Source organism: Paraburkholderia dipogonis, from assembly GCF_046027395.1.
GTDB classification, from domain to species: Bacteria; Pseudomonadota; Gammaproteobacteria; order Burkholderiales; family Burkholderiaceae; genus Paraburkholderia; species Paraburkholderia dipogonis_A.
Genome location: NZ_JAQQEG010000035.1, coordinates 1 through 23,558, shown reverse-complemented (window position 1 = coordinate 23,558; position 23,558 = coordinate 1). Strand labels below are relative to the sequence as shown.

Below are 23,558 nucleotides of genomic sequence, written 5' to 3'. Positions count from 1 at the left end.
CGTCCCATCGGGACTCGTATGACTCGTTGTCCGGAATGCAGTAAAGGCCGCTCTGGCCTTACGCCCGACCTTCTGACTGCGTGGCCGCCGTCGCGATCTGTGCAAGCTCGCCGCGCAACTGCCGCGAGAGCGCGTTATCTTTCAGAATCCTCTCGAACTCGCGTCGGAACGTGCCGTTGTCGAGCAGATTCGACTTCAGGTCGCGCAGCAGATTGCGCATTGCCAGTAGCGCCTGCAGTTCAGGAATCTGACGTGCCACCTGCTCCGGCTCAAAGTCCTTCATCGATCTGAAACTGAGCGATACCGGAAGCTCGGAGCCGTCCTCGGCAAACGTGTTCCTGGCCATAACCCGAAGCTCCGGGGACAGGTCGGACAGGACAGCGTCGAAGTTGTTCTTGTCGATATTGGTCTTCCGGCGCTCTGCAAGCGGCGCCTGCTCCTTGCCGGCACTGAAGTCCCCAGCGACCAGCAGTTTGAGGGGCAACTCGACTTTCTTCTGAGCACCGCCCGTGTGGAGATCCAATGTGATCGAGACGCGAGACTTCGGGATTTCGCGCTGGAAGCTGTCCATATGTAGTCCTGATAATGAGATGGTCACCGTGGTATTGCAAAAACGCTCCATGCGCTGAGGTATCTCCGTCGTCACCCCGAGGCGGCAACTGCATTCCGCTTTCGAATGACGCTGTCAGGCACCCATGGCGCGGCCCTCAACTATGCGATTGTTTTTAATTCGATGGATATTAAACACGCCACCAGATCGTCAAGTCAACGGATTTTTGATTTTCTGGAAATCACCAATTTTACAAAAATCCACAATCCCAATTAATGCCAAGAACCGAAAGACTATTTGCCTCTTTCATTCCCCGGCGCCGACAGCCCATCTGTCAGGATATGGCGCACATGTCGCGCGAAAATTCTGATTTTCACCCTCCTAATTAGGAGATACCTATTCTGAATATAACCATATCGAAGAACCGATTAATATCAATGGAACGATTGATCTACACACCTCAGAACTTCACTATTGAATTAACGATTAAATGTGTACCCGCGCCTTTTACAGCGCATAGAATCCGCAATCCAGATTAAAAGACAATCAGAGAAGACCATAGTCATGAGGATCAACAAACCGCTCTGGTACGAAGGCCTGATCCTCAACCAGCAGCAATTCCAGCAGCGAGACCGGTGGACGGATTTTGTGCACCGCCAGTTCGCCGCCGCAGCGATCGCCGAGCCGTGGGGTACGCTCGATGTGGCGATTGACGAGGAAGCGCTGCCCAATGCACGGCTCAAGCTCACGTGCCTGAAACTTTGTTTTCCCGACGGTACGTTGTTCGATACCTCGGTGAGCGACGCACTGCCTTCCGCACGTGATCTCACGCAAGCTCTGCCAGCCGATACGCAAAGCGTCGTGGTGCTGGCGGCACTGCCGCTCATGAACGCCACGGGGAGCAACTGCCGCTTCGATGAAACGACACTCGCTCGGCCACGTCGGTCTTACCGCGAATTCGTGAAAGTTACCGATCTGAACGGCACGGACGAGGCGGAAATCGCTGCCGAACGCCACGCGGTGCGGCTACTGTTCGACTTCGAACCGCACGCGGATGACACGGTTTGCGCGATCGCGCGCCTTACACGTGGCACGGGCGGTCACTTGCGGGTCGACCATCGCTACGTGCCACCGTGTCTGACGCTCGCGGGTCATTCGCTGCACGTCGAGCGGGCGAAGCGTCTTGCCGACATCCTGCAGGCAAAAAGCGTTGCACTGAGTGCTCGCAAGAGCGAGCGTAAGGGCGCCGTCGCAGAATATGGCGTCGCCGACGTATCGCTGTTCTGGCTGCTGCACTGCATTCACACCTACTGGCCACAACTGCGGTTCTTCGGCACGCACCCAAGTCAGCCGCCCGAGCGCCTCTATTCGACGCTCGCGCAACTGGCCAGCGTGCTGATGACGTTTTCGACAGGCGCTCAGTTGAACGAGATCCCGGCGTACGACCACGCACAGGCCGACGGAATTTTCGCAAAGCTCGAGACACTGATCCGCGATCTGCTCGACTCGATCATTCCGTCGCGCGTAATATCGATCAACCTCACGCGTAAGAGTCCCACCACGTGGTCCGGCCAGTTTCTAGACGAACGCCTCGTCGCCGGCGCCGATTACTACCTCTCAGTCAACTCAACGGGCGCGCCTTTTGAGCTGGCCGAGCAATTTCCGAAACTCTGCAAGATCGGCGCGCCGGACGACGTCGAGCACATCGTCAATTCCGCGCTTGCGGGCATTCCGCTGAAGGCGGTCCAGCGTGTGCCGGCCGCGATTCCGGTCCGTCTGGACAACCTGTATTTCGCCCTCGACCCAGGCAATCCGGCGCACGCCAAGATGTTGGCCGCCCGTGCCTGCCAGATCTATCTGCCGACAACGGTGGCCGATCCATCGCTCGAACTCTACGCGGTGATGCGCTCATGACAACGCTCACAAGCAACCTGAAGAAAGTCTCCTTGATGGATGCCCAGCCGGTCCTCGACCGGACAGCCGGCGCCGGCATTCGTGATCTGTTGCGCGACACGGCATTGCTGGTCAGCACGCTCGCGCAGGGTGGCACGACAGACCGCGTGGACCAGTTGCGCCAGCGCTGCGTGCAGTTGATGGCAGCATTTTCCGCCTCACTCGAACAGCGCGGCTTCGCCGCCGACCTGCGGGAAGACGCTCAATACGCCCAGTGCGGGTTGCTCGATGAAGCGGTATTGCGCTATGCGTCGATAGAAGACAGGTCCAGCTGGGAGGCTCACCCGCTGCAAGTCGAGCGGTTCGGCAAGTTCGACGCCGGCGATCACGTCTTTGACCGGCTCGCGGAGCGCTTGCGTGAGGCATCGCCCAATGTCGATTTGCTCGAATGCTACGCGGCCGTCCTTGGGCTCGGTTTCATGGGCCGCTATGCGCGTGAAGGGGAAGCGAAGCGCGCGACGTTGATTGCAACACTCGACGCCCGGCTGGAGAAGCTGCGGCCGGCCGTCAGGCGCACGTTCGTCGCCGATCGCCCTGGGCGACGCATGAGGGACTGGTTCTATCGCCTGTCGCCGTGGGCAATCGCCGCGCTCGGCTGTATCGTTGCTGTCCTCGTCTACCTGATCTGGGACCAGGCGCTCAATGCGCAACTCGCCCATCTGGTGTCGTCCGTGTCCGCAATGAAGCCGTGATGTTCGAGTTGCGTATGGGGTATCCGTTTCGCGCGATGGTCGTTTTTGCGGCTGTGTTGGCGCTTGCGATACTGTTTCTGGTTCTTCCCGTCGACCGAGGCGTGGCTTGGACAGTCGCCGTGAGCACGGGACTGATCGCGTTCGCCGCAGTCGCTCTTCGTACGCTGCAACGCAGCCGGGCCCGCGCACAAAGCGCGCATGTGCTTGCCGCGTTAGGTGCCACGTCTGCCGATCTGCCCCAGAGTCTGCGCACTCGCGTGCCGCTTGTGCTGGTTACGGGAGATGCGCTCCGGGAGCTGTTCAACCGCGCGGGTCATGAGGAACGGCTGGCACAAGTGGGCGACGGAGCGATCTGGTTGCGGGTCAACAACCCGCGCGACCTGCCGCGCGTCGCGGTCGCAGTGAAACAATGGCGCGATGGTCGCGCACCGGATGGTGTCGTGCTGTCCATCGCACCTGCCTCGCATGCCAGCGAAGACGCGCTCACGCAGGCGCTGCGCGTCGCACGCCAGGCAGCAAGCGACGCTTCACGAATGCTCGGCGCGCAGTTGCCCGGCTACGTTGCCATCTACCAGCGGCTCACCGCATCGCCCGCCGCGAATCCACAATGGTATGGCGTGTCGTCGGCCAGCAGACTGACGGACGCGCGGCGCTTCGAAGCGGTGTTGCGATCCGCCGAAACGCAGGTCCAGCAGGCCGGGGGCAATCCTGCTCCCGCCGCTCGCGCGGCGGGTCTCGCATCGATCATCGGCTGGACGCAGCGCGTCGTGACTGGCCCGCTCACCGACGCACCGCAGCCAGCGGCGGCATGGCAGCTATTGGGCGCCGGCTGGATCGATTGCGGCCCGGCGAGCGATCCCCGCTCGCCATGGGCGCAGGACGTTCACACACACTCGCGAATCCTGCCCCCGCCGATGGCTGCCTCGCCCGCGCCGTGGCCGTTGCCGCAACCGCTGATCGAAGGCATGCCACGGCGGCCGTGGGTGTCGCCGCGTCTGGCTGCGCTCGCTCACGCGATCGCCCTCCTCGCCTGCGTCGGTGCGCTGGCCATCTGGGGTTCGGCAAAAAACAACCAGGCCTTGCTCATGCACGTCGACGCCGACCTTGGCCGGTACTTCACGACTCCAGCCGAGTATGACACCGCGCGCCGCGACGCGTTGCAGGCGCTCGTGGCGGACCGCGACCGGATTGACCGTTACACGCGCCTCGGCGTTCCGCTGCACCTGTCGTTCGGCATGTACCGCGGGGCGGCTCTCATGCCAGTCCTCAACACCGCGATCGCCTCGTATCAGGCGCCGGCTCCGCCGCCAGCAGTGGTGACACTCGACAGCATGTCGCTCTTCGACAGCGGGAAAGCGCAACTCAAGGCAGGTTCAACCCGTGCGATCGTCGGCGCGCTGGAAATGATCAAGGCGCATCCGGATAAGCGGATTCTGGTCGCCGGATATACCGATAACGTCGGCGATGCCGACAACAACCTGACCCTGTCAATGGCACGCGCCGAAGCGGTACGCGACTGGCTGGTTGAAGCATCGGGCATTCCGCTCACGCAGTTCGCGATCCAGGGCTACGGCGATACGCGCCCAATTGCCGACAACGAAACCGACGCCGGACGTGCGAAGAACCGGCGTGTCGAAATCACACTGGTGCCGGACGTCTCGAAGAAAGTCGCCAGAGGGGGTTCCACCGGCACCTGACCAGGACACGAGCACGTCGCTCGAAGGAAGCAGTCCGGACCTGAAGCATGGCTTTGGGACATTCGCGGTCCGGGGATCGACTCCGGACGATTGTTGCAGTTAAACCGAAGGAGAAAGAAGAATGGCAATTCCGGCATACATGTGGATCAAGGACGATGGCGGCGCCGACGTCAAAGGCTCTGTCACGGTTCAGGGCCGCGAAGGCAGCGTCGAAGTGGTTGCGCTCGATCACAGCGTCAATATTCCAACCGATTCGAATACAGGCAAGCTGACGGGCACGCGTGTGCACGCTCCGATCACCTTCACGAAGGAGACCGACGCCTCGACGCCGTACCTTTACAAGGCAGTGACGAGTGGCCAGACGCTGAAGTCGATTGAGATCAAGTGGTACAAGATCGATGACGCGGGTAAGGAGAAGGAGTATTTCAACACGAAGCTCGACAACGTGAAGGTCGTGGCGGTCAAGCCGAAGATGCTCGACATCAAGAATCCGGCATTTGAGAAGCACAACCACCTCGAAGACGTCGAGCTGCGCTACGAAAAGATCACATGGTCGTACAAGGATGGCAACATCATTCACGCCGACAGCTGGAACGAACGCTCGTAAAACTCTCAGAGAAGACGGCGAGGGCCACCTGATCTCCGGATCAGGATGTGCATCAGCCTCTTTTTCGCCAGGCCGCCTTGCACGGGCTGGCGGCTCTTATTCATATCCCGCAGCCGGCCAGGCTTCGGGTTCCCGATTTTTTCCGAACGATCATGACGCTGCGGAACTCCACCCATCTGCTTCACAAGCTCACCCCGCACTGCGCGAGCGCGCAGCCGCGGACCTCCGTGACCGCTGACGATCCGATTGCGTCCGCTACCTGACGGAGAACGCGATGCCAGTCGGCGCTTCGCTGTACGACAAATTGCTGGGCCAGATCGACGGTGAACCCCTGAACGCCTACGATGACAGGACACTCGAGATACTGAGCGTTCAGCAGAATATACGACGCATCCTCAACTCAAGGGCTGGCGCGCTCAAGCACTTGCCGGATTACGGACTTCCGGATCTGACGAACATCTACAAGGCGCTGCCAGCTTCCGCTCATCTCCTCAAGCAGGAGATGGAGGCGACACTGCTTGTGTACGAACCGCGCATCCGGTCGATCGAAGTGGAATACATCGACAACCCCGATCCCGGTGTGTCGGTGAGTTACGAAATGACGTGTCACCTGAAGAAGGCTGGACTGGTGCGATTCGGAACGTACTTTGAGCCGCCGGGCCGTATGCGCGTGCAGCGGATTCAGGGGGAAAGCTGAGTCGGCATGGCGGGCAAAAATTATCGCGCGAGACGTGGCAGCGTATTCGTACCCGAACAAACAGGTCGGATTGCGCACGGGCTATAGGGCGATTACGCCTCGCCCAATCTCGATGACACGGCCACCAACATGTATTTCGCCACTCTCGGTCACAGATAGATGCAGCAGATTGGGACGCCCGACCGCTTCACCTTGTTCGATCTCGAACGCCGCCGGCAATTTACTCTCGTTGGCGAGCAACCAGCCGCCCAGGTTTGCGCATGCCGAACCCGTACCCGGATCTTCCGAAAAGCCGCCACTCTTCGTCGCAAAGAAATAGCGCGATAGCACGCTTCCCGGCCGGGCGGAATCGAATGCGAACACGTATGCAGTCTTTCGGCCGAGACTGCTTTTCGGCCAACTATCCAACCGTGCGCTGTCGGGCCGTGCACGGCGAACCGCTTCCGTGCTGTTGACAGCGATCAGCAACTGATCTGAACCGGTATTGACCCATATTGGCGAGGTCAGTAAATCATCTTCGCTCAGGCCTAATAGCGATGCGATTTCTCCATCGGTCAGCGTACTGGCTGCGGTCTTCGGCTTGCCTGCATGCGGCGCCGCGAAAGTCCACACGTCATCGCGCGCGGTCACGGGTACAACCCCCGCCTTAAACTCGAGAGTCAGGTTGTCACCGGTCTGGAAGATGTCTCGCACCACGTGTGCCGTACCGAGCGCCGGATGTCCCGCAAATGGCATTTCATAGCCCGGGGTGAAGACCCGAACCTGCGCGCTTGCACGATCCGAAGGTAAAACAAACGTTGTTTCGGAAAGGTTGAATTGAGCGGCGAGAGCAAGCATTGTCGACTCATTCAAGCCTCGCGCGTCCTCGAACACGCACAACGGATTACCTCCGAAAGTGGATTCGGCAAACACGTTTAACAGGCGGAATGCGTAGTTATTCATTCAACAATACCTCGACGACAGATTGGCAAACAGCTGTCGAGACATCATACCCGAGCAGCTATGTGGTCGACCTGCGTCGAGTTAGCGTTCCTGATGCTTAACGCCTGGTGCCGGCAACGACAGCAGCGTATCAGTCATCGTGTCCGCAAGCCGCAGCGCCGACATCGGCCCACCAAAGCCCCAGATGTTCCTTTCGACAAGTCCAACGCGCCCGGCACTGCGAGCCGGCACGAAGCCCCAGATCGGCGAGTCGAGTTTGGTGGCGAGTGGGACATCCGTTTCAGTCGCGCTGACGAACAACACGGTCAGCTTCGGCTTCTTCAATAGATCTTCCGAACTCACGTACGCGGTGCCTTCGCGAGTCGCTTCTGCGGGCCACAGGTTGAGCCCGAGTGCATGCGCGACACCCGCCGCCGTGCTGTTGCCGGTGAATGCCCAATAACGGTCCGGCAAGCCCAATTCCTGCAACCACGCGACCTGTTCACCGCGACGGCCTGCGTCGGCGAGACGCTGCGCGTCGCGGGCGAAACCTGCGTCTACTTTGGCTTCGACGGCGCGCGCCGCCTCCTCACGTCCCGTGAGACAGCCGATGGTGCGCAAAATCTTGCGGCCCCAATCGAGCTGCGTGACGCGGGCGCCGTCTTCGCTAAAGTTCGGGCCGTATTTGAACAGCACGGTCGGTGCGATGCGTTCGAGCGCCGCAAAAATCGGGGCATGGCGCAAACCGACGCCGAGGATCAGATCCGGTTTGGCCGCTGCAATCGCCTCCAGACTCGGCTCCTGCCGCGTGCCGATATCGGGCACCGACGCAAGACGCGCATTGTCATAGCCGATCCACACTGGGTAATACTCGGGATCGGCCATGCCGACCGGTGTGATGCCGATCGCCGCAAGGTCTTCGGCGAACATGAATTCGAGGACGACGATGCGTTTCGGATGCGCGGGCAGCGACGGACTTGTTTGCGAGACGATCGGGTTGTCGGCGAGCGGCGTGCAGGTTTGCTGATGCGCTTGCGCGGTGCTTGCGTGAGCCGCGCTTGGGTCCGCCGCGGGGGCGCCGCCACCACTACCTTGCGCAAACGCATACGAGTTGAAAAACAGCGTCGCTGCCACCGCAGTACTCACGCAAAGTTGCCGGAACCAGAGGGTTTTCTTCGTGCGGCGCGACCACCGCGCCGATGGCGTCGTCGGTGTCATTGGTGTCATTGACGTCAATGCGAAGCGGCCTGCAATGCGATTTCCGCATCGCTCATCGTCAACAGCAGGGGGCAGCGTCCACACAGTTGCGTCTCTCCAGGAATTTCATAACGTACGCAGCACACGCGCCGTGCGCTGAACGGATTCGGCAAACTCGCGGCACGCGGTTTTGCGGGGCGCACAGGCAGACGCAGCGGATTGGACTCGCCATCGGCGGCGATCGGACCGAACAGCCACGCGATGTCGTCGGTCAGATCGAATTGCGGCGTGCATTGTTCGAACAGGTAGTCCAGCAGATTGCCCGCGTTGCTCCACAACACGCGCGGTGCGATTTTGGTCATCGCACACAGCGTCTCGATCACCGCATTCAGATGATTGACGAGCGGCGCGTAACGGCGTGCCGGGTCGCACTCAACCGGCTGCAAAGCGTCGTGCTCGAAATACGCGGCAACAGGCAGGCCATCGCGCAGCACGACATAAGTTTTATCCGACGACATCGCAAGCGGCCGGCGCAGCAACGCTGCCGACACGAATCCGGCCGTCGCCGTAAAACCGAAGTAGTACTTGGTCCATTGCGACAACAACGCGCGTGCATGCGTTTCGCGCTCACCGCCGTAGAGCGTGACCATTGCATCGAGCAATGCGGCACGATGCTCAACCAGTTCGCTGACGGGGATCACGCTCAGCGAAGCGACTGGATCGCCGGCGAGTGCAGGTTCCTCGATCGCGTTCGGCGTGCCGAGCCACACGTGTTCGAGGTAATGCGCGATCGACTCCGGCGCAAAACCCGCGAAGCACTGCGCGCGCTCGTCGTGATCAAGTTTGCGCATCACCGTTTGCCCCGCTTCTCGCGCCGAGCCTCCACGATCAGCAGCCCAAGCAGATAAGGTGCGCCGATCAGCGCGGTCAATACGCCGGCGGGAATTTCGCGCGGCGCCAGCAGCGTGCGCGCCGCGATATCGGCGACGACCAGCACCAGCGCGCCGCACGCCGCCGCCAGCCACAAGCGCGTGCGATGAGCACGCGCGCCGAGCATCGACGCCAGATGCGGCGCCATCAAACCGATGAAGCCCACCGGCCCCACCGCGGCCACCGCCGCGCAGGCCGCGAGCGTCGCCACGGTCAGCACCAGTGGACGCAGCACGCCGATCGGCAACCCCAGCGAGGCAGCCTGGTCATCGCCCAACGCAAGCAGATCGAGCGGCCGCGCGAGCAGCGCGAACACCGGCACAGCCAGCACGCACCACGGCAGCAACGTCGTCACTTCGCCCCAACTGCGCCCATACGTGCCGCCCACCAGCCACACGACGAAGCGCGCCGGCTGCACGCTTTGCTGCGTGATGAGCCATTGCGACAGCGTCGTCCACAGCGTGCCGATCACGATGCCCGTCAGCGCGACCGCGAGCGGCGTATAGCGATGCCGGCGATTCAGCAAGAGCGTCAAGGCCAGCGTGACACCGCCGCCGGCGAGCGAAGCGACGGCCAGCGTCGAATGTGCAGCAAGCGGCCACATCACGAGAGCCGCGAGCGTCGCGAGGCCCGCGCCTTGGGTCACGCCGAGCACTTCCGGTCCGGCGAGCGGATTGCGCACGATGCTTTGCATCAACACCCCGCTTGCGGCGAGCAGCGCGCCCGCCAGCAACGCGCAGATGAGACGCGGCAAACGTAGATCGAGCAGCATCCTCGCGAGTTCGTCGCGATGATCGAACGCGGCGAGCCAACGCGGCACACCGATCGTCGTGGGACCGAACGATGCGCCCGCGCACACGAGCACGATACCGAGCAGCACCAACACGCTTGCGGTCAGCGGCCACGGCCACGCATCCATCACGCGCACGAAGCGCGTACCCGCTCGCACGACGGCACGCTCCTGACCCGCATGCAATGCGCCCGACCACGCGGCGCCGCTGCGGATCATCGCGAGCATCAACGGCGTGCCGACGAACGCAATCGCCACGCCGGTCGAGAGGGTCGCGTCGAGATCGAGCGCCTGCACGGCGCTATCGGTGACGAGCACCAGCGCGCCGCCGACCAGTGCGGACAAGGGCACGAGCGCGGCCAGGCGTGACGATTTCGCGCCACGCATCTGTCGCAACAGATTCGGTGCGATCAGGCCGACATACGAGAGTGGTCCAGCGACACTCACTGCGACGCTCGCGAATCCCACCGCCACCACCATCGCAGCGAGTCGCGTGGCGTCCACGCGAACGCCGGCCGCTGCCGCCGCGTCGTCGCCCAGGGCGAGCGGGTCCAGCGGACGAATCACGAACGGCAAGGCAATCAGCGGCAACACGAGCCACGACGCGGCGATCTTCAAACCCGCCGCACCGGGTTGATACAGACTGCCGCTCGCCCACAACGACACGCCGACGATGCTCTGCTCGAAGAACGCGAGAATCAGCGTGGTCAGCGCGGAGAACAGCAGCATGCAGACGCTGCCGGCGAGGACGAGCCGCAGCGGCGTCGCGCGCCAGCCGCCTGCCGCGGCACCAACGCACAAGGCGGCGCCGAGACCGCACACGAACAGCAGCGGCACGGACGCCACGCCGGCCAGCGACGGCACCAGCATCGCCGCGAGCAAGCCGAGTTGCGCGCCGCCAGTGATCCCGAGCAGATCGGGCGAAGCCAAAGGATTGCGCGTGAGCGATTGAAACAACGTGCCGGCCACCGCGAGGCAGCCGCCCGCCACCAGAGCCGCCAGAATGCGCGGCAAGCTCAGGTCGAACAACAGGATGCCGGCAAGTTGCGCGGCATCGCTGCCCGCTGGCGCGGCGAACCATGTGCGAAAACCGGGCGCAAGCCGCATCACAGCCACGACGACGATCAACGCAACGAGCGCAGTGCCGATAGTGGTCACGCGGCTTTTCACGGGCGCACGATAGCTGTCCATCGCCGGCGGGCTACGACGCAGGCGTTTGCGTGCTGCAAGCGTCGTCATGCGGCGAGGTCCTTGCTCGTGGCTTCTTCGCGAAGCGAAGCCGCGTCGCCTTCATACGCCGGCACGCATATCGGCGCGCCCGTTTGCGGATGCGCGATCTTGAGCATCGGCACGCTGAAGGTCTCGTTCAGATGACGCGGGTCGAGCATCGCATCAGGCGAGCCTTGCGCGACGATGCGGCCGGCGCGCATCAGTACGATTTCGTCGCTGTACGCCGCCGCCTGATTCAGATCGTGCAGCACCCACACGATCGTGAGGCCGCGCTCGCGATTCAGGCGCCGCAATTCGCGCAGAATATCCAGTTGGTGATGGATGTCGAGATACGTGGTCGGTTCGTCGAGCAGCACGATCGGCGCCTGCTGCGCGAGCGCCATCGCGATCCACGCGCGTTGCCGTTCGCCGCCGGAGAGCGCGGCAACGTCGCGCGCGGCGTCGTCGGCGAGACCGCTGGTGACGAGCGCTTCGTCGATCGCGGCGTGATCGGCGCGCGACAATCCGCGCAGCCAGCCGCCGTGCGCGTATCGGCCGTATGCGACCAGCTCACGCACGGTGAGGCCGGACGGGATCTGGTTGAACTGCGCGAGCATGGTGAGCGTGCGCGCCAATACGCGGCGCCGGTGCGAAGCGAGTGGCACGCCGTTGACATCGACGCTGCCGGACAGTGCCGGTTGCAAGCCAGCTAGCGTGCGCAGCAGCGTGCTTTTGCCACAGCCGTTCGGCCCGCACAGCGCCGTGACGCGGCCGGCGGCGATGTTCAGGTTCAGACCGTGGAGCACGACGTGATCGCGGTAGCCGACCGTCAGCGAATGCGCCGCGAGTGCCGCGCCCGGCGATTTCGTCATTGCGCGGCCGTCCGTTTCTCGCCATCGGCCTCGCTGTAGCTGCGCGCCATCGCGACCACGACCTTGCGCGGCCCTTCGAATGGATCGCGCGCGTGTGCAGTGAGCATGTTGTCGAGCATCAGCACGTCGCCGGTCAGCCACGGGAACACAATCCGCTGGTGATCGAGCACGCCGCGGATTTCCGCGAGCGCGTCCGCTTCGAGCGGTTCGCCGTCGCCGTAATACACATTGCGCGGCACATTCTCGAGGCCGACCGAATCGATCAGCGCTTCCTGCATATCTTCATCGAGCGACGAAAGGTGGAACAGATTCGCCTGATTGAACCAGACAGGCTCGCCGGTGCGCGGGTGGCGCGCTACCGCCTGGCAGCGTTCGCGTGTGCGCAGCAGCAGTTCGCCATCGTCGCTGTCGCGCCATTCGCATTCGATGCCGCGCGCACGACAAATCTGCTCGACCGTGCGCGGGTCGTCCGAACCGAACGCCTGCTCCCACGGCAGATCGAGCCCTTGCCCGAAGTTGCGCACGTAGAGCAGCTCACGCTTCGTAAAGCGCTCGACCAGCGCCGGATCGAGCGCTCGATAAATTGCACGGCTATCGGCGATCGGCGTCGCGCCGCCGGTGCGCGCCGCCAACGCGCAGTGGAACCAGATCCGCAACGGCCATTCGCGCGTGTACGACTGCTCGTTATGCAAAGGAATCGAGCGATGCGGCGGATATTCCGTCGAGGTGTACACCGCGCCTTCCACCTGGCTGCGCGGCGTCGATGCGAACTCGTAACCGATCAACGGATGCCCGAACGAGCCCGCGAAACTTTGAAACGCGTCGATCGAGGTCACGCGAAAACCGGTGAACAGCACGCCGCCCGCGCGTTCGAGCGTATCGTCGACGATCGCATGCAGCAGCGGCGCCGCTTCCTCCAATGAAATCTCCGCGCCCACGCGCGGCGAGACGACAGTCGGCAAACCCGGCTCGATCGATAAATCGGCGAGCGTGGGCAGCGGCATCGAAAGCATGGTCATACTCTGAATCCTTTTGCTAAGGCAGCCTGGCCGGCACATGGCCGACCCGCTCATTTGCACTGCGCGTGCTTTAGGCCATCACGTTCTTCAGGCCGCCGCGTCCATATGTCGGCGCAAGCTGGCTGGACGCATGTCGGTCCACAGAGTCTCGATGTGCGCGAGGCATTCGGCCTTCGGCCCACGCACGCCTACTTCGCGCCAGCCGGCCGGCACGTCGCGGAACGTCGGCCAGATCGAGTACTGCTCTTCGTCGTTGATGACGACGGTGTAGACGAGGTCGTCCGCGTCGCCGGCTGCCGCGCTGGAAAGTTGCTGTGCTTGCGTCATGATGAAAGGCTCTGTCGATGAAAGGTCAGGAAGCGCCCGGACAGACAGCACGCTGGCATGTCCCGGCACGGCGGCGCCCGCAACTCGCTCGCGCACCGCTTCTATTCAGTTGACGTTTGATGCGCGCGCTTTTTTACCGCCGGCGCGCGCGGCCGCTGCAGAACGCAGGGCCGGCCACGCCGCGATTGCAGGCGTCGAGGCAATCGGCGCAATGCTTCTCGGCGTCGCGCACCATGAAATGCACCAGCGTCTGCGAGACGTCGAGGGCGCGCGCCGTGCTCTGCAGCGTTTCCTCGCGCAGGCGCACCATTTCGAAGGCGGCGCGGCTGCGCGGCGGCAATTGCTCGAGCGCGTTGCAGACGTGCCGTAGCGTGTCGCGCACCAGCAGCGCCGCTTCCGGCGAAGGTTCCGGCGATGGCACGTGCAGGCCGTCGTCTTCGTCGGCGTGATAAGTGTTTTCGAGGCTCTGGCGGCGAAAGGCGTCGATCGACGCGTTGCGCACCATGCGCGTCACGTAGGCGACCGGTTGGCGCACCGCGTCCTGATCCGGAAAGTCGACCAGCTTGATGAAGACGTCGTGCACCACGTCTTCCGCGAGACTCGCGCAACCCACGAAGCCGCGCGCCAGATTGACGAGCATCGGGCGGTTGTCGATCAGCACGTCGAGCAGCGTGCCCTTCTCCCAATCGACCGGACGCTCCTGGTTGCGCGCACGCCGAGAAGCAGGCGGACAGGCGCTTCCGGCGCTGAGAACCGACATCGGCATCGCTGTTGAAGGCTCTCGCCGGACGAGCACCTCAGCCATAGATTCGCTCCGTTTTCTCAAAAGGACAGGGCACCAATCTAACGTAAACGCGAATCATTCTCAATCAAGATTTGGAATAACCTTACAATTTCCAATAGCTTTGTCTGATGATTCCGAATGCATAAGGACGACCGGCCGATGTTTGCCGCTCCGGGCAAGAGTCGTTAAATTAGGTTAGGCATCCGTACTATCCCCACCGAACCGTGTCATTTCAAACCGTGAGGCAATAGTGGAAATCCCTGCCTTTCCTTGAAACAACTGCGTTCGACTCTGCGCGACAACGCTTGACACTTTTCGAGACGCATCATAAAGTCTGCCTGCAGATCTAGATAAGAGACTATCTGTAAGATGGTCTCTTGCGCGTAAACGATTTGCATCGCGAACAGCAACGGCCTCTTACAGAAAAACTAAAGGAGACCGATTGTGCAAACAGTCGCGCTAAAGATTCGTGGCATTGACGATGTCATTTCGTTCATCGACTCATGTTCAGGCATTCCCGGTAGAGCCGGCGTTATCTGGTGGCTGGCGCTCGGTGGCCTGTTTCTCGACGCATTCTCCAATTCCGCTTTGAGCGCGGGCCTCGGGCCCATGACGCGAGATCTTCATCTCGGCGCGCCTCAAATTGCGCTCATGACGTCGTTCGCGTCGTGGGTGGCTATTGCGTTTAATCCGATCGGCGGCTGGATGGCCGACCGATGGGGGCGCATCCGTCCTTTAGTGCTGGCCAAATTCCTCGCCGTGATCGGCGCGGTGCTGGTAGTGTTCGCGCCGGGTTTCGAAGTCATTCTGGCGGGGCGCTTCTTCGTCGGCATGGCCTACGGTATCGACTTCGCAATCGCCATGGCGATGCTCGCCGAGTTCACGCCGGTCAAACTGAAGAGCCGCCTCAATGCGTGGCAAGGCATGTGGTACACGGCCGTCTGCTCGAACCTGCTGCTCGCGTTGCTGTTCAACTCGTGGCACGTGGGTGATTCGATCTGGCGTTACTCCGTGGCCGCGACCGCTGTCTTCGGTCTCGCGATCCTTGTGCTGCAACTGGTGTTTCTGGTCGAGAGTCCGATCTGGCTCGCGCGCAAGGAGCGCCTCGTGGAAGCCGCCACGGCGATGAGCCGCATCTACGGCCGCCCTTTCGCCGCCGCGCCCCTCGCGGAACGCGTGCCGGTGTTGAACCAGGCCACGCGCGGACTCGCAAATGTCGCGCTGATCTTTCGCGGCGTCTATCTGCCGCGCACTATTCTCGCCGCCACCGTTCAGGTCGGGCAGTCCATCCAGTACTTCGCGATCGGCTGGTATCTGCCGCTCATCAGCGCCGCACTATTCGGCAAGGATTTCGTCTACGCGACGCTCGGTGCGCTGCTGTTCAACGTGTTCGGCATCTTCGGCGGCTTCATGTCGCCAGTGATCGGCAAGCGCTTCGGCTTGCGGCGCGCGTCCGCATTCGGCTTTGCGGCGGTCTTCGTGATGCTGCTCGTGCTTGGCCTGTTCGGCTCGAAAATGCCGCTGTGGCTTGCGGTTATCGTACCGTCGCTGTTCATTCTATTTCACTCGTCCGGGCCCGGCGCGAACGGCAAGAGTCTCTCTTCGCTGTCGTTTCGCAGCGAGATTCGCGCCGGCGCCAACGGTGTGATCGGCGCGCTCGGTTCGATCGGCGCGGCCTTGGGCCTGCTGGTGTTTCCGCTCTTTCGCGAGCATTACGGCCTCGACAAAACTTTCCTGATACTCGCCATCGTGCCTCTGGTGGCAAGCGTGATCTGCTTCGTTGTCAAGTGGGATCCGACGCGCACGACCATCACGCCCGACAACGAACCCGGCGCGCCGCAATTCCAAAGCGACGCGGAAGAGGCATCCGTATTCATGAACCCGGCAATCGAGAAATCCCAGCGATGACCACCAATCAAAACGTTATTCTCGCGATCGACGAAGGGACGTCCGGCACGCGCGCGGCAGTGGTGGCCGCCGACGGCCAGGTCTCCTGCCTCACGTATGAGCCGCTGCAGATCGACAGTCCACGGCCCGGCGTGGTCGAGCAGGACGCGAACCTCATTCTTGAGAAAACGATCTCCGTGTGCCGCGCGACGCTCGCGCGCGCGGCCGCCGAGCAACTGAATGTGGTCGCGCTCGGCATCGCGACGCAACGTGCGACCGCCGTACTGTGGGACACCCGCACCGGCCGCGCGCTCGTGCCCGCGATGGTCTGGCAGGACACGCGCCACGCGGGTGAACTGAACCGGCTTGCCGAAGCGTGGGACCGCACGTTGATCGAACGCGTGGGCCGCCCGGCCGGCGTGCGCTCGCCTTATCTGTGGGCGGTCCATCATCTGCAGACGACACCCGCCGTGATTCTCGCGAATCGCGAGTGCCGCCTCGCGTTCGGCACGATCGACACCTGGTTGCTGTGGCATCTCTCCACCGAACGCTTGTGTGTGACGACGCCAACCAACGCAACCTCCGCGAGCGCCTATCTGCTCGACGAGCATCGCTATTGTCTCGACTGGATCGACGCCCTCGGTTTTCCGCAGACGTTGCTGCCGGTACTTCGTCAGGATGCCGATGAATTCGGCCGAACACGTGCCGACGTGCTCGGTATCGACGTGCCGATTCTCGCCTGCGCGGGCGACCAGCTCGCGGGCGCGGTCGGCCTCGGCTGCCTGGATCGCGGCCAGTCGATGTGCGTGCATGGCACGGGCAGCTTCGTCGATATGCTGGTCGGCACGCAAATTCCCCGTGCGACCGAGACCTCGCACGACGGCACTTTGACGATGACGGCGCGCCGCCAGCACAATGTCTCGCACTATTCGCTCGAAACCTTCGTACCCACGACCGGCTCCGCATTGAACTGGATCTGCGAGAAGCTGCACTGGTTCGACAATCCCACGCAAATCAGCGCGCTTGCCGCGACGGTCGATTCGTCGCGCGGCGTCACCTTCCTGCCGGCCCTGACCGGCCTGCGTGTTCCGCAGTTGCAGCCCAACGCGCGCGCCTCGCTAAGCGGCATTTCCATTGCCACGACACAAGCCGAAATCGCCTACGCGATCCTCGAGGGCATCGCGCACTCGGTCGCGTTGTGTATCGACGCGAACCAGGCGATCGCGGATGTCACCGCGTCCGAACTGGTAGTCGGCGGCGGACTCTCCGGCAGCGACACGCTGCTGCAAATCCAGGCCGACCTGAGCGGCATGCCGGTGCGGCGCATGCATGAAAGCGATCGCGCGAGTCTGCGCGGGGCCGCGTTTCTCGCTGGATCGTCGGGCTTGCTGTGGGATTCGCTGCAACATGCGCGTACCACCACCGTCACCGACGCCGTGTTCGAACCGACGGCAAATTCCGCGGCGAGCGAGAAGCGGCGCGCGTCATGGCAGGCAAGAGTCGCGGCGGAACTCGCTCATGCAAATGCATTCGATAACGGTTGTGGGGACTGACACATGTTGTTTATTCCTTCCAGAAAGGCTTCGAAAGAACGCTCGGAGATGACCGGCACCGAGCCTTTGCGCATGGTGCGCGCCGAGCAGCTGGACCGGCTCGGCAGCGAGGCATTCGATATCGTGATCGTGGGCGGCGGCGTGACCGGCGCGTATGCTGCGCTCGACGCGAGCCTGCGCGGCTATCGCGTGGCGCTGCTGGAAAAGAGCGATTTCGCGTCGGGCACGTCGTCGAAGTCGTCGAAGATGGTGCACGGCGGCTTGCGCTATATCGAGCAGGGCAATCTCGGCCTTGTGCGTCACTCGCTGCTGGAACGGCAGCGTCTGCGCCGAAACGCGCGGCACCTCGTGCAACGCCTGCCGTTTCTGTTCCCCGTCATGGAGAAAGACGGCGTGTTCGACAAGCGCCTCGCCAAGGCCTTCGAGAGTCTGCTGTGGACCTATGACATTGCCGGCGGCTGGCGCGAAGGCATCCTGCACCAGAAGCTGAGCAAAGCCGAAGTTCTCTCACACTGCCCGACCTTCAACGAAGAGAACCTCACCGGCGGCTTCATGTATTTCGACGCCCGCGTGGACGACGCGCGCCTCACGTTGAATCTCGCGCGCACGGCGGCGTTTCATGGCGCGTCCGTCGTGAATCACGCGAAGGCCGTCGAGATCACGCGCAACGGACATGGCAGTGTGGACGGCGTAATCGTGCAGGCGGATGAGCGCGAGATACGCGTGCGCGCGGGGGTGGTGGTCATGGCCACCGGCGTGTGGTTGCGCGACTGGAACGGCCGCAAGAAGGACGATCCGGCGGCGTTGCAGATTCGTCCCGCGAAGGGCGTGCACGTCGCGATTCCGTGGCTGAAGATTCGCAACGACTGCACAGTGACGATTCCCGTGCCAGGCCGCAGCCGTCGCGCGACCATCACGCGTTGGGGCAACGTGTCCTATCTCGGCACCACCGACGAAGACTATCGCGGCAATCTCGACGACGTCTGCTGCACGCGTCAGGAACTCGACTTCCTGATCGAAGGCGCGCGCTCCGCCTTGAAGACCGATCTGTGCGCCGAAGACGCGGTGGGCAGCATCGCCGGTTGCCGGCCTTTGGTCGGGCCGCCCGGCGGAAAGACGCTGGAAATGAAGCGCAATCATGAGATCCATATCGCACCGGATGGTCTCGTCACGATCGTCGGCGGCAAGCTCACAACCTCGCGGCACATGGCCGAACAGACCATCGATGCCGCGCAGAAGGTGATCGGTAAGCGCGAGAAATGCCGCACGAAGTCCGCCTATCTGCTCGGCGCGGCCGGTTACGACTCGCAGGCGATCGTCGCGTCGGGTGGTTTGTCGGCGCAACTGGGCGAGCGCTACGGCACAGAGGCGCGCTTCGTCACCGACATTCTGGAGAGCGATGCGAGCTTGCTGAAGCCGATCGTCGACGGCCTGCCGTACACGGAAGCCGAAGTCCTTTACGCCATCAGACACGAACTCGCGTGCAGCGTGGACGACGTACTGTCGCGCCGCATCCGCGCACGCCTGATGGCGCGCGATGCTTCGGCGCGCGCCGCCGCGCGCGTCGGCGAAATTTTACAGACGGAGCTCGGCTTGTCCGGGACGGTCGTCGCAAAGCAGGTGAGCGACTACGTCGCCGCCGTCGAACACGAAAAGTCTGTTCTTATGGGAGAAACCGAATGATCAGCAAGGAAGCAATCAAGCGTGGCTACAACCGTGGCAACTATATTGTCGGCGCGCACACGCCGCCGGCTTATGCTGCGACGCTCAAGGACACCACGGGCGAAGCCGGTCTGCAACGCGATCCGGTCAAAGTGAGCGCGCAACAGGTCGACGCGCTGCGCGCCGTCGCCGATGACGTGCTCACGCTCGCACCGGACGTGGTGGCCTGGACGCGCGACTGGTGGGCCGGTTCGATGGTGACCGAGACCGCCGGCAAGCCGGCCACGCCACACGCGGTGATCGTGCGCGTGTCGAAGGTCGAACAGATTCAGGCGGTCATGTTCATCGCCAATGCGGCGTCGATCCCGGTGACCGTGTCGGCGGGCCGCAGCAACGTGACGGGCGCGGCGCTGCCGGTGCGCGGCGGCATCGTGCTGGACGTCTGCGAACTGAATCGATTGATCGGCTTCGACAACGACAGCCAGATCGTCGAAGTGGAAGCCGGCATGTTCGGCGATATCTTCGAAGAAACGATTCAGCGCGACTACGGCATGACGATGGGCCACTGGCCGTCGTCGTACGCGATCAGCACGGTCGGCGGCTGGGTGGCGTGCCGCGGCGCGGGCCAACTGTCCACGCGCTACGGCAAGATCGAAGACATGGTGTTCGGCATGGACGTGGTGCTCGCCGATGGCAGTCTCGTCAGCGTGGGCGGTTATTCGCGCGCGGCGCTCGGCCCGGATCTGCAGCAGCTTTTCATCGGCTCGGAGGGCACGCTCGGTGTGATCGTGCGCGTGCGTTTCAAGCTTCATCGACTGCCGGACTATGGCCGTGCGATTGCCTATGGTTTCAAGACGTTTGCGATCGGCCTCGAAGCGTGCCGCCAGATCATGCAACGCGGCGCGAATCCGGCCGCCTTGCGTCTGTACGACGAACTCGAAAGCGGCGTGCAGTTCGGCCTGCCTGAATCGAACGTGCTGCTGGTCGCCGACGAAGGCCCGCGCGAAATCGTCGAAGCCGTGCTCACGATCAGCGAATGCGTCTGCGCGGAACTGGGCGAGCGTCTCGACGACAAGGTCATCTTCGAGAAGTGGCTCGACACGCGTTACCTCACGGGCAAGAGCGCGGAAGGTTTCAAGCGCAGCCCCGGCTTCGTGGCCGACACTCTGGAAATGGCGGGGCCGTGGAAAGACCTGCCGGGCATCTATACGGACGTGGTGAATGCGATCAACGCGGTGCCCGGCACGCTCGCCGGTTCGGCGCACCAGTCGCACGCTTATGTGGATGGCGCGTGCCTCTACTTCTCGCTACGCGGCGAAGTCGAAGTGGAGAATCGCGCGAAGTGGTATCGCGCAGCGTGGGATGCCGCGAACGCGGTGCTCATCAAATACAATGCAGCGTTGAGCCACCATCACGGTGTCGGCCTGTTGCGCGCGCCGTATATGAGCGAATCGCTCGGTAGCGCATTTCCCGTTCTGCAGGCCGTCAAGCGCACGCTCGACCCGAAGAACATTCTCAATCCGGGCAAGCTTGGCCTGACTGACGAGCAAGCTCAAGACGCGAAGCAGTAATCACATGGACAAGTCACTTGGGGCGCGCCTCACGCGCCACCCCGTCATCGCGACGCTGTATGGCGTCGAGCAGATCGACACCTTTCTGGAAAGCGCCGCTGAGATCACCATCGTCGCGAACGTCGATTTGCGCAGACTGCACCCGGTGGTGGCGGCGCTGACGAAAGCGGGCAAGTACGTCATCGTCAATATCGACAGTTGCGACGGGCTTTCGCAGGACAAAGGCGGTGTCGAGTATCTGGCGGACATTGGCGTGACCAGTCTCGTCTCGACCCGGGTGGCGACCATTCAGCGCGGCAATCGGGCCGGTCTCGTCACGATGCAGAAAGTCTTCGTGACGGACCGCTCCACGTGGCCGCGCAGCGTCAAGGCATTGGAGCAAAGCGATCCGAATCTGGTACAACTGATGCCCGCGCCCATGCTCTCGCATCTGTCGAAGCAGGACCGCAAGGCCCTGCCGCCGATCGTCACGTCGGGTTTCGTCTGCAATAAGGGCGACGTGTTCGACGCGTTGAAGAACGGCGCCGTCGCGATCTCGACCAGCGACAGCGAGTTGTGGAATCTGGATCCTGAACGTTGAAACGCTGAAACGTTGACGTACCCTATCTGTTGGAGTGATTGATGGCCGATGCTTACCTGCAAGTGATCGCGCATTATTTCGCCAAACCCGGCAACGGCGACGCGATTGTGAAGCCCCTCACGGAACTCGCCGCGGCTACCCGGAAAGAGCCGAAAAACCTTTACTACGAATTCTTCCGCTCGCCGCTCGAGGCGGACCACTTCGTGATTCTCGAGAAGTACAGCGACGCCGACGGTCTCGCCGATCATCGCGAAACCGAGCATTTCCAGCGACTCGGCTTCGGCACCATCATTCCGCTGCTCGACCGGCGTGAAGTCGAAAGCTATATGGTGCCCGGAGACGCGCCATGATGAACGCGTTCCGGTTTCAGACGGTGCCGGCGCTCGTCGTCGAGTTCGGTGCGGCGCGCCGCGTCGGCGCTTTGTTGCGCGCGCAATTTCCGGCGCTGACGCGTCTGTGCGTCGTCACGGATAGTTTTCTGCACACGAGTGGGTTGCTGAACCCGGCGCTCGCCGACCTCGCGGCGCACGGTTGGGACACCACCGTGATCGACGATGTGATCGCCGATCCGCCCGAACACATCGTGCTCGAAGCGACGTCGCGTGCACGGACTACGGGCGCCGAAATCGTGCTGGGGCTCGGCGGCGGCTCGTCGATGGATGTGGCGAAGCTGATCGCCGTGCTCGCGCCGCAGCAACAGCAGGCGCTCAGCGAGATGTACGGCGTCAACAAGATCGCTGTAGCGCGTCTGCCGCTCGTGCAGATGCCGACTACTGCGGGCACCGGCTCCGAAGTGACGGCCGTGTCGATCGTGACGGTGGGCGAAGCGAAAAAGATGGGCGTGGTCGCGCCGCAACTGATCGCAGATCTGGCAGTTCTCGACGCTGAGCTCACGCTTGGCCTGCCCATTGCTGCGACTGCGGCGACCGGCGTCGATGCCATGGTGCATGCCATCGAGGCGTACACGTCCGCGCATCTGAAGAATCCGGTTTCCGACATGCTTGCGGTGAAGGCGCTCGAACTGTTGTCGCGCAATCTACTGCCGGCTTGCCAGCATGGCGGCAACCGCGACGCGCGTGAAGCGATGCTGCTCGGCGCAACCTTCGCGGGCCAGGCGTTTGCGAATTCGCCGGTCGCCGCGGTGCATGCGCTCGCGTATCCGATCGGCGGCATTTATCACGTGCCACATGGTCTTTCGAACGCGCTCGTGTTGCCGCATGTGTTGCGCTTCAACGCGGAAGCGGCGGCGCCGTTGTACGCGGAACTCGCCGAGGTGGTCGTGCCGGGTTTGACCGGGAGTGATGAGAGCAAGACGCAGGCGCTGATCGAACGGCTCGAACAGATGATTGCCGCGACGGCGATTCCAGCGCGTTTGCGCGATGTCGGCATCGAACAAAGCGGGCTCGAGCGGATGGCGAGCGATGCGATGTTGCAGACGCGATTGCTGGTGAATAACCCTCGGCCGGTTAGCGAGGCGGATGCTTTGGCGATTTATACAGCTGCGTTTTGATTTTTCGGCTTTGCGTCACGGGCTTTGTTGTTATGTGACGGTGCCGGCTGGTGATTGGTGACAGTTTTGCCCGTTACGTCGGGCGCGCACGTTACGTAGCACGCGGGCGGAACATGGATTCGCCATTGAGACGAAACCGCGATTTCGTCGGGGTAAATTCTCGTTTTGTTTTGTTTTTTCGATGTATCTGCGTTCCGGACGCGTGATCAAGCCATAATTTACATTGGCGTGCAACTTGCAGCAATGTCCCCACCAATAGTCGTTCAACGGGGATATCATGAAGAAATTTGCCGGTCGGACAGCCATCGCTGTTGCCACGTCTGCACTACTCGCGCTGTACGGTTGCGGATCGACGCTTAACACCCCAGGTAGCGGGCTCGGCGGGGGCGGTTTGGGCGGTACGTCGGGGTCGGGGACTTCTGGTGGGTCTAGTGGGTCGGGGACCTCGGGCACTTCGGGTACTTCGGGTACTTCGGGTACTTCGGGTACTTCGGGTACTTCCGGCACTTCCGGCACTTCCGGCACTTCGGGCACTTCGGGCACTTCGGGC

The 23,558-nt window shown here is 62.6% G+C and carries 22 protein-coding genes; 12 read left to right on the top strand and 10 right to left on the bottom strand.

The window, feature by feature from the left end; all coding sequences use genetic code 11:
- Positions 1-58: 58 nt before the first annotated feature.
- The gene (gene tssB, locus PQR32_RS30455) at positions 59-571 is read right to left on the bottom strand and encodes a type VI secretion system contractile sheath small subunit (protein ID WP_408235853.1); all 513 of its coding nucleotides are present in this window, start codon (positions 569-571) and stop codon (positions 59-61) included.
- Between the two features lie 543 nt (positions 572-1,114).
- On the opposite strand from tssB, the gene tssK reads away from it, so the two are divergent.
- From tssK to tssE, 5 genes are all read left to right on the top strand, one after another.
- Entirely contained in the window at positions 1,115-2,464 is a 1,350-nt protein-coding gene (tssK, locus tag PQR32_RS30450) for a type VI secretion system baseplate subunit TssK (RefSeq protein WP_408235850.1), read from the top strand.
- Positions 2,461-3,195, top strand: a complete 735-nt coding sequence (locus tag PQR32_RS30445) for a DotU family type IV/VI secretion system protein (RefSeq protein WP_408235847.1) — start codon at positions 2,461-2,463, stop codon at positions 3,193-3,195. The genes tssK and PQR32_RS30445 overlap by 4 nt, the downstream gene beginning before the upstream one ends.
- Positions 3,195-4,892 carry an OmpA family protein gene (locus tag PQR32_RS30440; RefSeq protein ID WP_408235844.1) on the top strand — a complete coding sequence of 566 codons (1,698 nt, stop codon included), beginning with the start codon at positions 3,195-3,197 and terminating at the stop codon, positions 4,890-4,892. Before PQR32_RS30445 ends, PQR32_RS30440 begins: the two co-directional genes overlap by 1 nt.
- Positions 4,893-5,013: 121 nt before the next feature.
- The gene (locus tag PQR32_RS30435; protein ID WP_408204441.1) at positions 5,014-5,499 is read left to right on the top strand and encodes an Hcp family type VI secretion system effector; all 486 of its coding nucleotides are present in this window, start codon (positions 5,014-5,016) and stop codon (positions 5,497-5,499) included.
- Positions 5,500-5,773: 274 nt separating this feature from the next.
- On the top strand, positions 5,774-6,196 hold the full coding sequence (gene tssE, locus PQR32_RS30430; protein WP_408235842.1) for a type VI secretion system baseplate subunit TssE: 423 nt from the start codon (positions 5,774-5,776) through the stop codon (positions 6,194-6,196).
- An 81-nt stretch (positions 6,197-6,277) separates the two neighbouring features.
- On the opposite strand, the gene PQR32_RS30425 is transcribed toward tssE, so the two are convergent.
- The 8 genes from PQR32_RS30425 to PQR32_RS30390 all read right to left on the bottom strand — a co-directional run bounded on the left by PQR32_RS30425 (position 6,278) and on the right by PQR32_RS30390 (position 14,266).
- Positions 6,278-7,138, bottom strand: a complete 861-nt coding sequence (locus tag PQR32_RS30425; protein ID WP_408235839.1) for a PhzF family phenazine biosynthesis protein — start codon at positions 7,136-7,138, stop codon at positions 6,278-6,280.
- A gap of 81 nt (positions 7,139-7,219) precedes the next feature.
- Complete coding sequence (locus PQR32_RS30420; protein WP_408235836.1) at positions 7,220-8,344, bottom strand: ABC transporter substrate-binding protein; 1,125 nt, start codon at positions 8,342-8,344, stop codon at positions 7,220-7,222.
- A gap of 5 nt (positions 8,345-8,349) precedes the next feature.
- Complete coding sequence (gene fhuF, locus PQR32_RS30415) at positions 8,350-9,165, bottom strand: siderophore-iron reductase FhuF (RefSeq protein ID WP_408235833.1); 816 nt, start codon at positions 9,163-9,165, stop codon at positions 8,350-8,352.
- Positions 9,165-11,273, bottom strand: coding sequence for a Fe(3+)-hydroxamate ABC transporter permease FhuB (gene fhuB, locus PQR32_RS30410; protein ID WP_408235830.1), 2,109 nt, complete (start codon positions 11,271-11,273; stop codon positions 9,165-9,167). Before fhuB ends, fhuF begins: the two co-directional genes overlap by 1 nt.
- Entirely contained in the window at positions 11,270-12,115 is an 846-nt protein-coding gene (locus PQR32_RS30405) for an ABC transporter ATP-binding protein (protein ID WP_408235827.1), read from the bottom strand. Before PQR32_RS30405 ends, fhuB begins: the two co-directional genes overlap by 4 nt.
- The gene (locus PQR32_RS30400; protein ID WP_408235824.1) at positions 12,112-13,134 is read right to left on the bottom strand and encodes a TauD/TfdA family dioxygenase; all 1,023 of its coding nucleotides are present in this window, start codon (positions 13,132-13,134) and stop codon (positions 12,112-12,114) included. Before PQR32_RS30400 ends, PQR32_RS30405 begins: the two co-directional genes overlap by 4 nt.
- 87 nt (positions 13,135-13,221) lie before the next feature.
- Positions 13,222-13,461 carry an MbtH family protein gene (locus PQR32_RS30395; protein WP_408235821.1) on the bottom strand — a complete coding sequence of 80 codons (240 nt, stop codon included), beginning with the start codon at positions 13,459-13,461 and terminating at the stop codon, positions 13,222-13,224.
- Between the two features lie 133 nt (positions 13,462-13,594).
- Entirely contained in the window at positions 13,595-14,266 is a 672-nt protein-coding gene (locus tag PQR32_RS30390; RefSeq protein ID WP_408235818.1) for an RNA polymerase factor sigma-70, read from the bottom strand.
- Positions 14,267-14,689: 423 nt separating this feature from the next.
- On the opposite strand from PQR32_RS30390, the gene PQR32_RS30385 reads away from it, so the two are divergent.
- The 7 genes from PQR32_RS30385 to PQR32_RS30355 are packed head-to-tail and all read left to right on the top strand — an operon-like array spanning position 14,690 to position 23,008.
- Positions 14,690-16,153 (top strand): MFS transporter, encoded by a 1,464-nt coding sequence (locus tag PQR32_RS30385; protein ID WP_408235815.1) that lies wholly within the window; start codon positions 14,690-14,692, stop codon positions 16,151-16,153.
- A complete protein-coding gene (locus PQR32_RS30380) occupies positions 16,150-17,685 on the top strand; it encodes an FGGY family carbohydrate kinase (protein WP_408235812.1) in 1,536 nt (511 codons plus the stop codon). The genes PQR32_RS30385 and PQR32_RS30380 overlap by 4 nt, the downstream gene beginning before the upstream one ends.
- Positions 17,686-17,688: 3 nt before the next feature.
- Positions 17,689-19,368, top strand: coding sequence for a glycerol-3-phosphate dehydrogenase/oxidase (locus tag PQR32_RS30375; RefSeq protein WP_408235809.1), 1,680 nt, complete (start codon positions 17,689-17,691; stop codon positions 19,366-19,368).
- A complete protein-coding gene (locus PQR32_RS30370) occupies positions 19,365-20,918 on the top strand; it encodes an FAD-binding oxidoreductase (RefSeq protein WP_408235806.1) in 1,554 nt (517 codons plus the stop codon). Before PQR32_RS30375 ends, PQR32_RS30370 begins: the two co-directional genes overlap by 4 nt.
- Before the next feature lie 4 nt (positions 20,919-20,922).
- Complete coding sequence (locus tag PQR32_RS30365) at positions 20,923-21,498, top strand: glycerol-3-phosphate responsive antiterminator (RefSeq protein WP_408235803.1); 576 nt, start codon at positions 20,923-20,925, stop codon at positions 21,496-21,498.
- Positions 21,499-21,539: 41 nt separating this feature from the next.
- A complete protein-coding gene (locus PQR32_RS30360) occupies positions 21,540-21,848 on the top strand; it encodes a putative quinol monooxygenase (protein WP_408235800.1) in 309 nt (102 codons plus the stop codon).
- The gene (locus PQR32_RS30355; RefSeq protein ID WP_408235984.1) at positions 21,848-23,008 is read left to right on the top strand and encodes an iron-containing alcohol dehydrogenase; all 1,161 of its coding nucleotides are present in this window, start codon (positions 21,848-21,850) and stop codon (positions 23,006-23,008) included. Before PQR32_RS30360 ends, PQR32_RS30355 begins: the two co-directional genes overlap by 1 nt.
- 30 nt (positions 23,009-23,038) lie before the next feature.
- Here the strand turns inward: PQR32_RS30355 and PQR32_RS30350 are convergent.
- Positions 23,039-23,558: hypothetical protein (locus PQR32_RS30350; protein WP_408235797.1), on the bottom strand; the 520-nt coding region annotated here is incomplete at its 5' end.

Coding starts and splice junctions, on each gene's coding strand:
- PQR32_RS30355 (WP_408235984.1), top strand. CDS start 21,848: ATGAACGCGTTCCGGTTTCAGACGGTGCCGGCGCTCGTCGTCGAGTTC.
- PQR32_RS30445 (WP_408235847.1), top strand. CDS start 2,461: ATGACAACGCTCACAAGCAACCTGAAGAAAGTCTCCTTGATGGATGCC.
- PQR32_RS30390 (WP_408235818.1), bottom strand. CDS start 14,266: ATGGCTGAGGTGCTCGTCCGGCGAGAGCCTTCAACAGCGATGCCGATG.
- PQR32_RS30370 (WP_408235806.1), top strand. CDS start 19,365: ATGATCAGCAAGGAAGCAATCAAGCGTGGCTACAACCGTGGCAACTAT.
- tssE (WP_408235842.1), top strand. CDS start 5,774: ATGCCAGTCGGCGCTTCGCTGTACGACAAATTGCTGGGCCAGATCGAC.
- PQR32_RS30360 (WP_408235800.1), top strand. CDS start 21,540: ATGGCCGATGCTTACCTGCAAGTGATCGCGCATTATTTCGCCAAACCC.
- PQR32_RS30365 (WP_408235803.1), top strand. CDS start 20,923: ATGGACAAGTCACTTGGGGCGCGCCTCACGCGCCACCCCGTCATCGCG.
- PQR32_RS30435 (WP_408204441.1), top strand. CDS start 5,014: ATGGCAATTCCGGCATACATGTGGATCAAGGACGATGGCGGCGCCGAC.
- PQR32_RS30375 (WP_408235809.1), top strand. CDS start 17,689: ATGTTGTTTATTCCTTCCAGAAAGGCTTCGAAAGAACGCTCGGAGATG.
- tssB (WP_408235853.1), bottom strand. CDS start 571: ATGGACAGCTTCCAGCGCGAAATCCCGAAGTCTCGCGTCTCGATCACA.
- PQR32_RS30395 (WP_408235821.1), bottom strand. CDS start 13,461: ATGACGCAAGCACAGCAACTTTCCAGCGCGGCAGCCGGCGACGCGGAC.
- fhuB (WP_408235830.1), bottom strand. CDS start 11,273: ATGACGACGCTTGCAGCACGCAAACGCCTGCGTCGTAGCCCGCCGGCG.
- PQR32_RS30440 (WP_408235844.1), top strand. CDS start 3,195: ATGTTCGAGTTGCGTATGGGGTATCCGTTTCGCGCGATGGTCGTTTTT.
- PQR32_RS30420 (WP_408235836.1), bottom strand. CDS start 8,344: ATGACACCAATGACACCGACGACGCCATCGGCGCGGTGGTCGCGCCGC.
- PQR32_RS30380 (WP_408235812.1), top strand. CDS start 16,150: ATGACCACCAATCAAAACGTTATTCTCGCGATCGACGAAGGGACGTCC.
- fhuF (WP_408235833.1), bottom strand. CDS start 9,165: ATGCGCAAACTTGATCACGACGAGCGCGCGCAGTGCTTCGCGGGTTTT.
- tssK (WP_408235850.1), top strand. CDS start 1,115: ATGAGGATCAACAAACCGCTCTGGTACGAAGGCCTGATCCTCAACCAG.
- PQR32_RS30400 (WP_408235824.1), bottom strand. CDS start 13,134: ATGACCATGCTTTCGATGCCGCTGCCCACGCTCGCCGATTTATCGATC.
- PQR32_RS30425 (WP_408235839.1), bottom strand. CDS start 7,138: ATGAATAACTACGCATTCCGCCTGTTAAACGTGTTTGCCGAATCCACT.
- PQR32_RS30405 (WP_408235827.1), bottom strand. CDS start 12,115: ATGACGAAATCGCCGGGCGCGGCACTCGCGGCGCATTCGCTGACGGTC.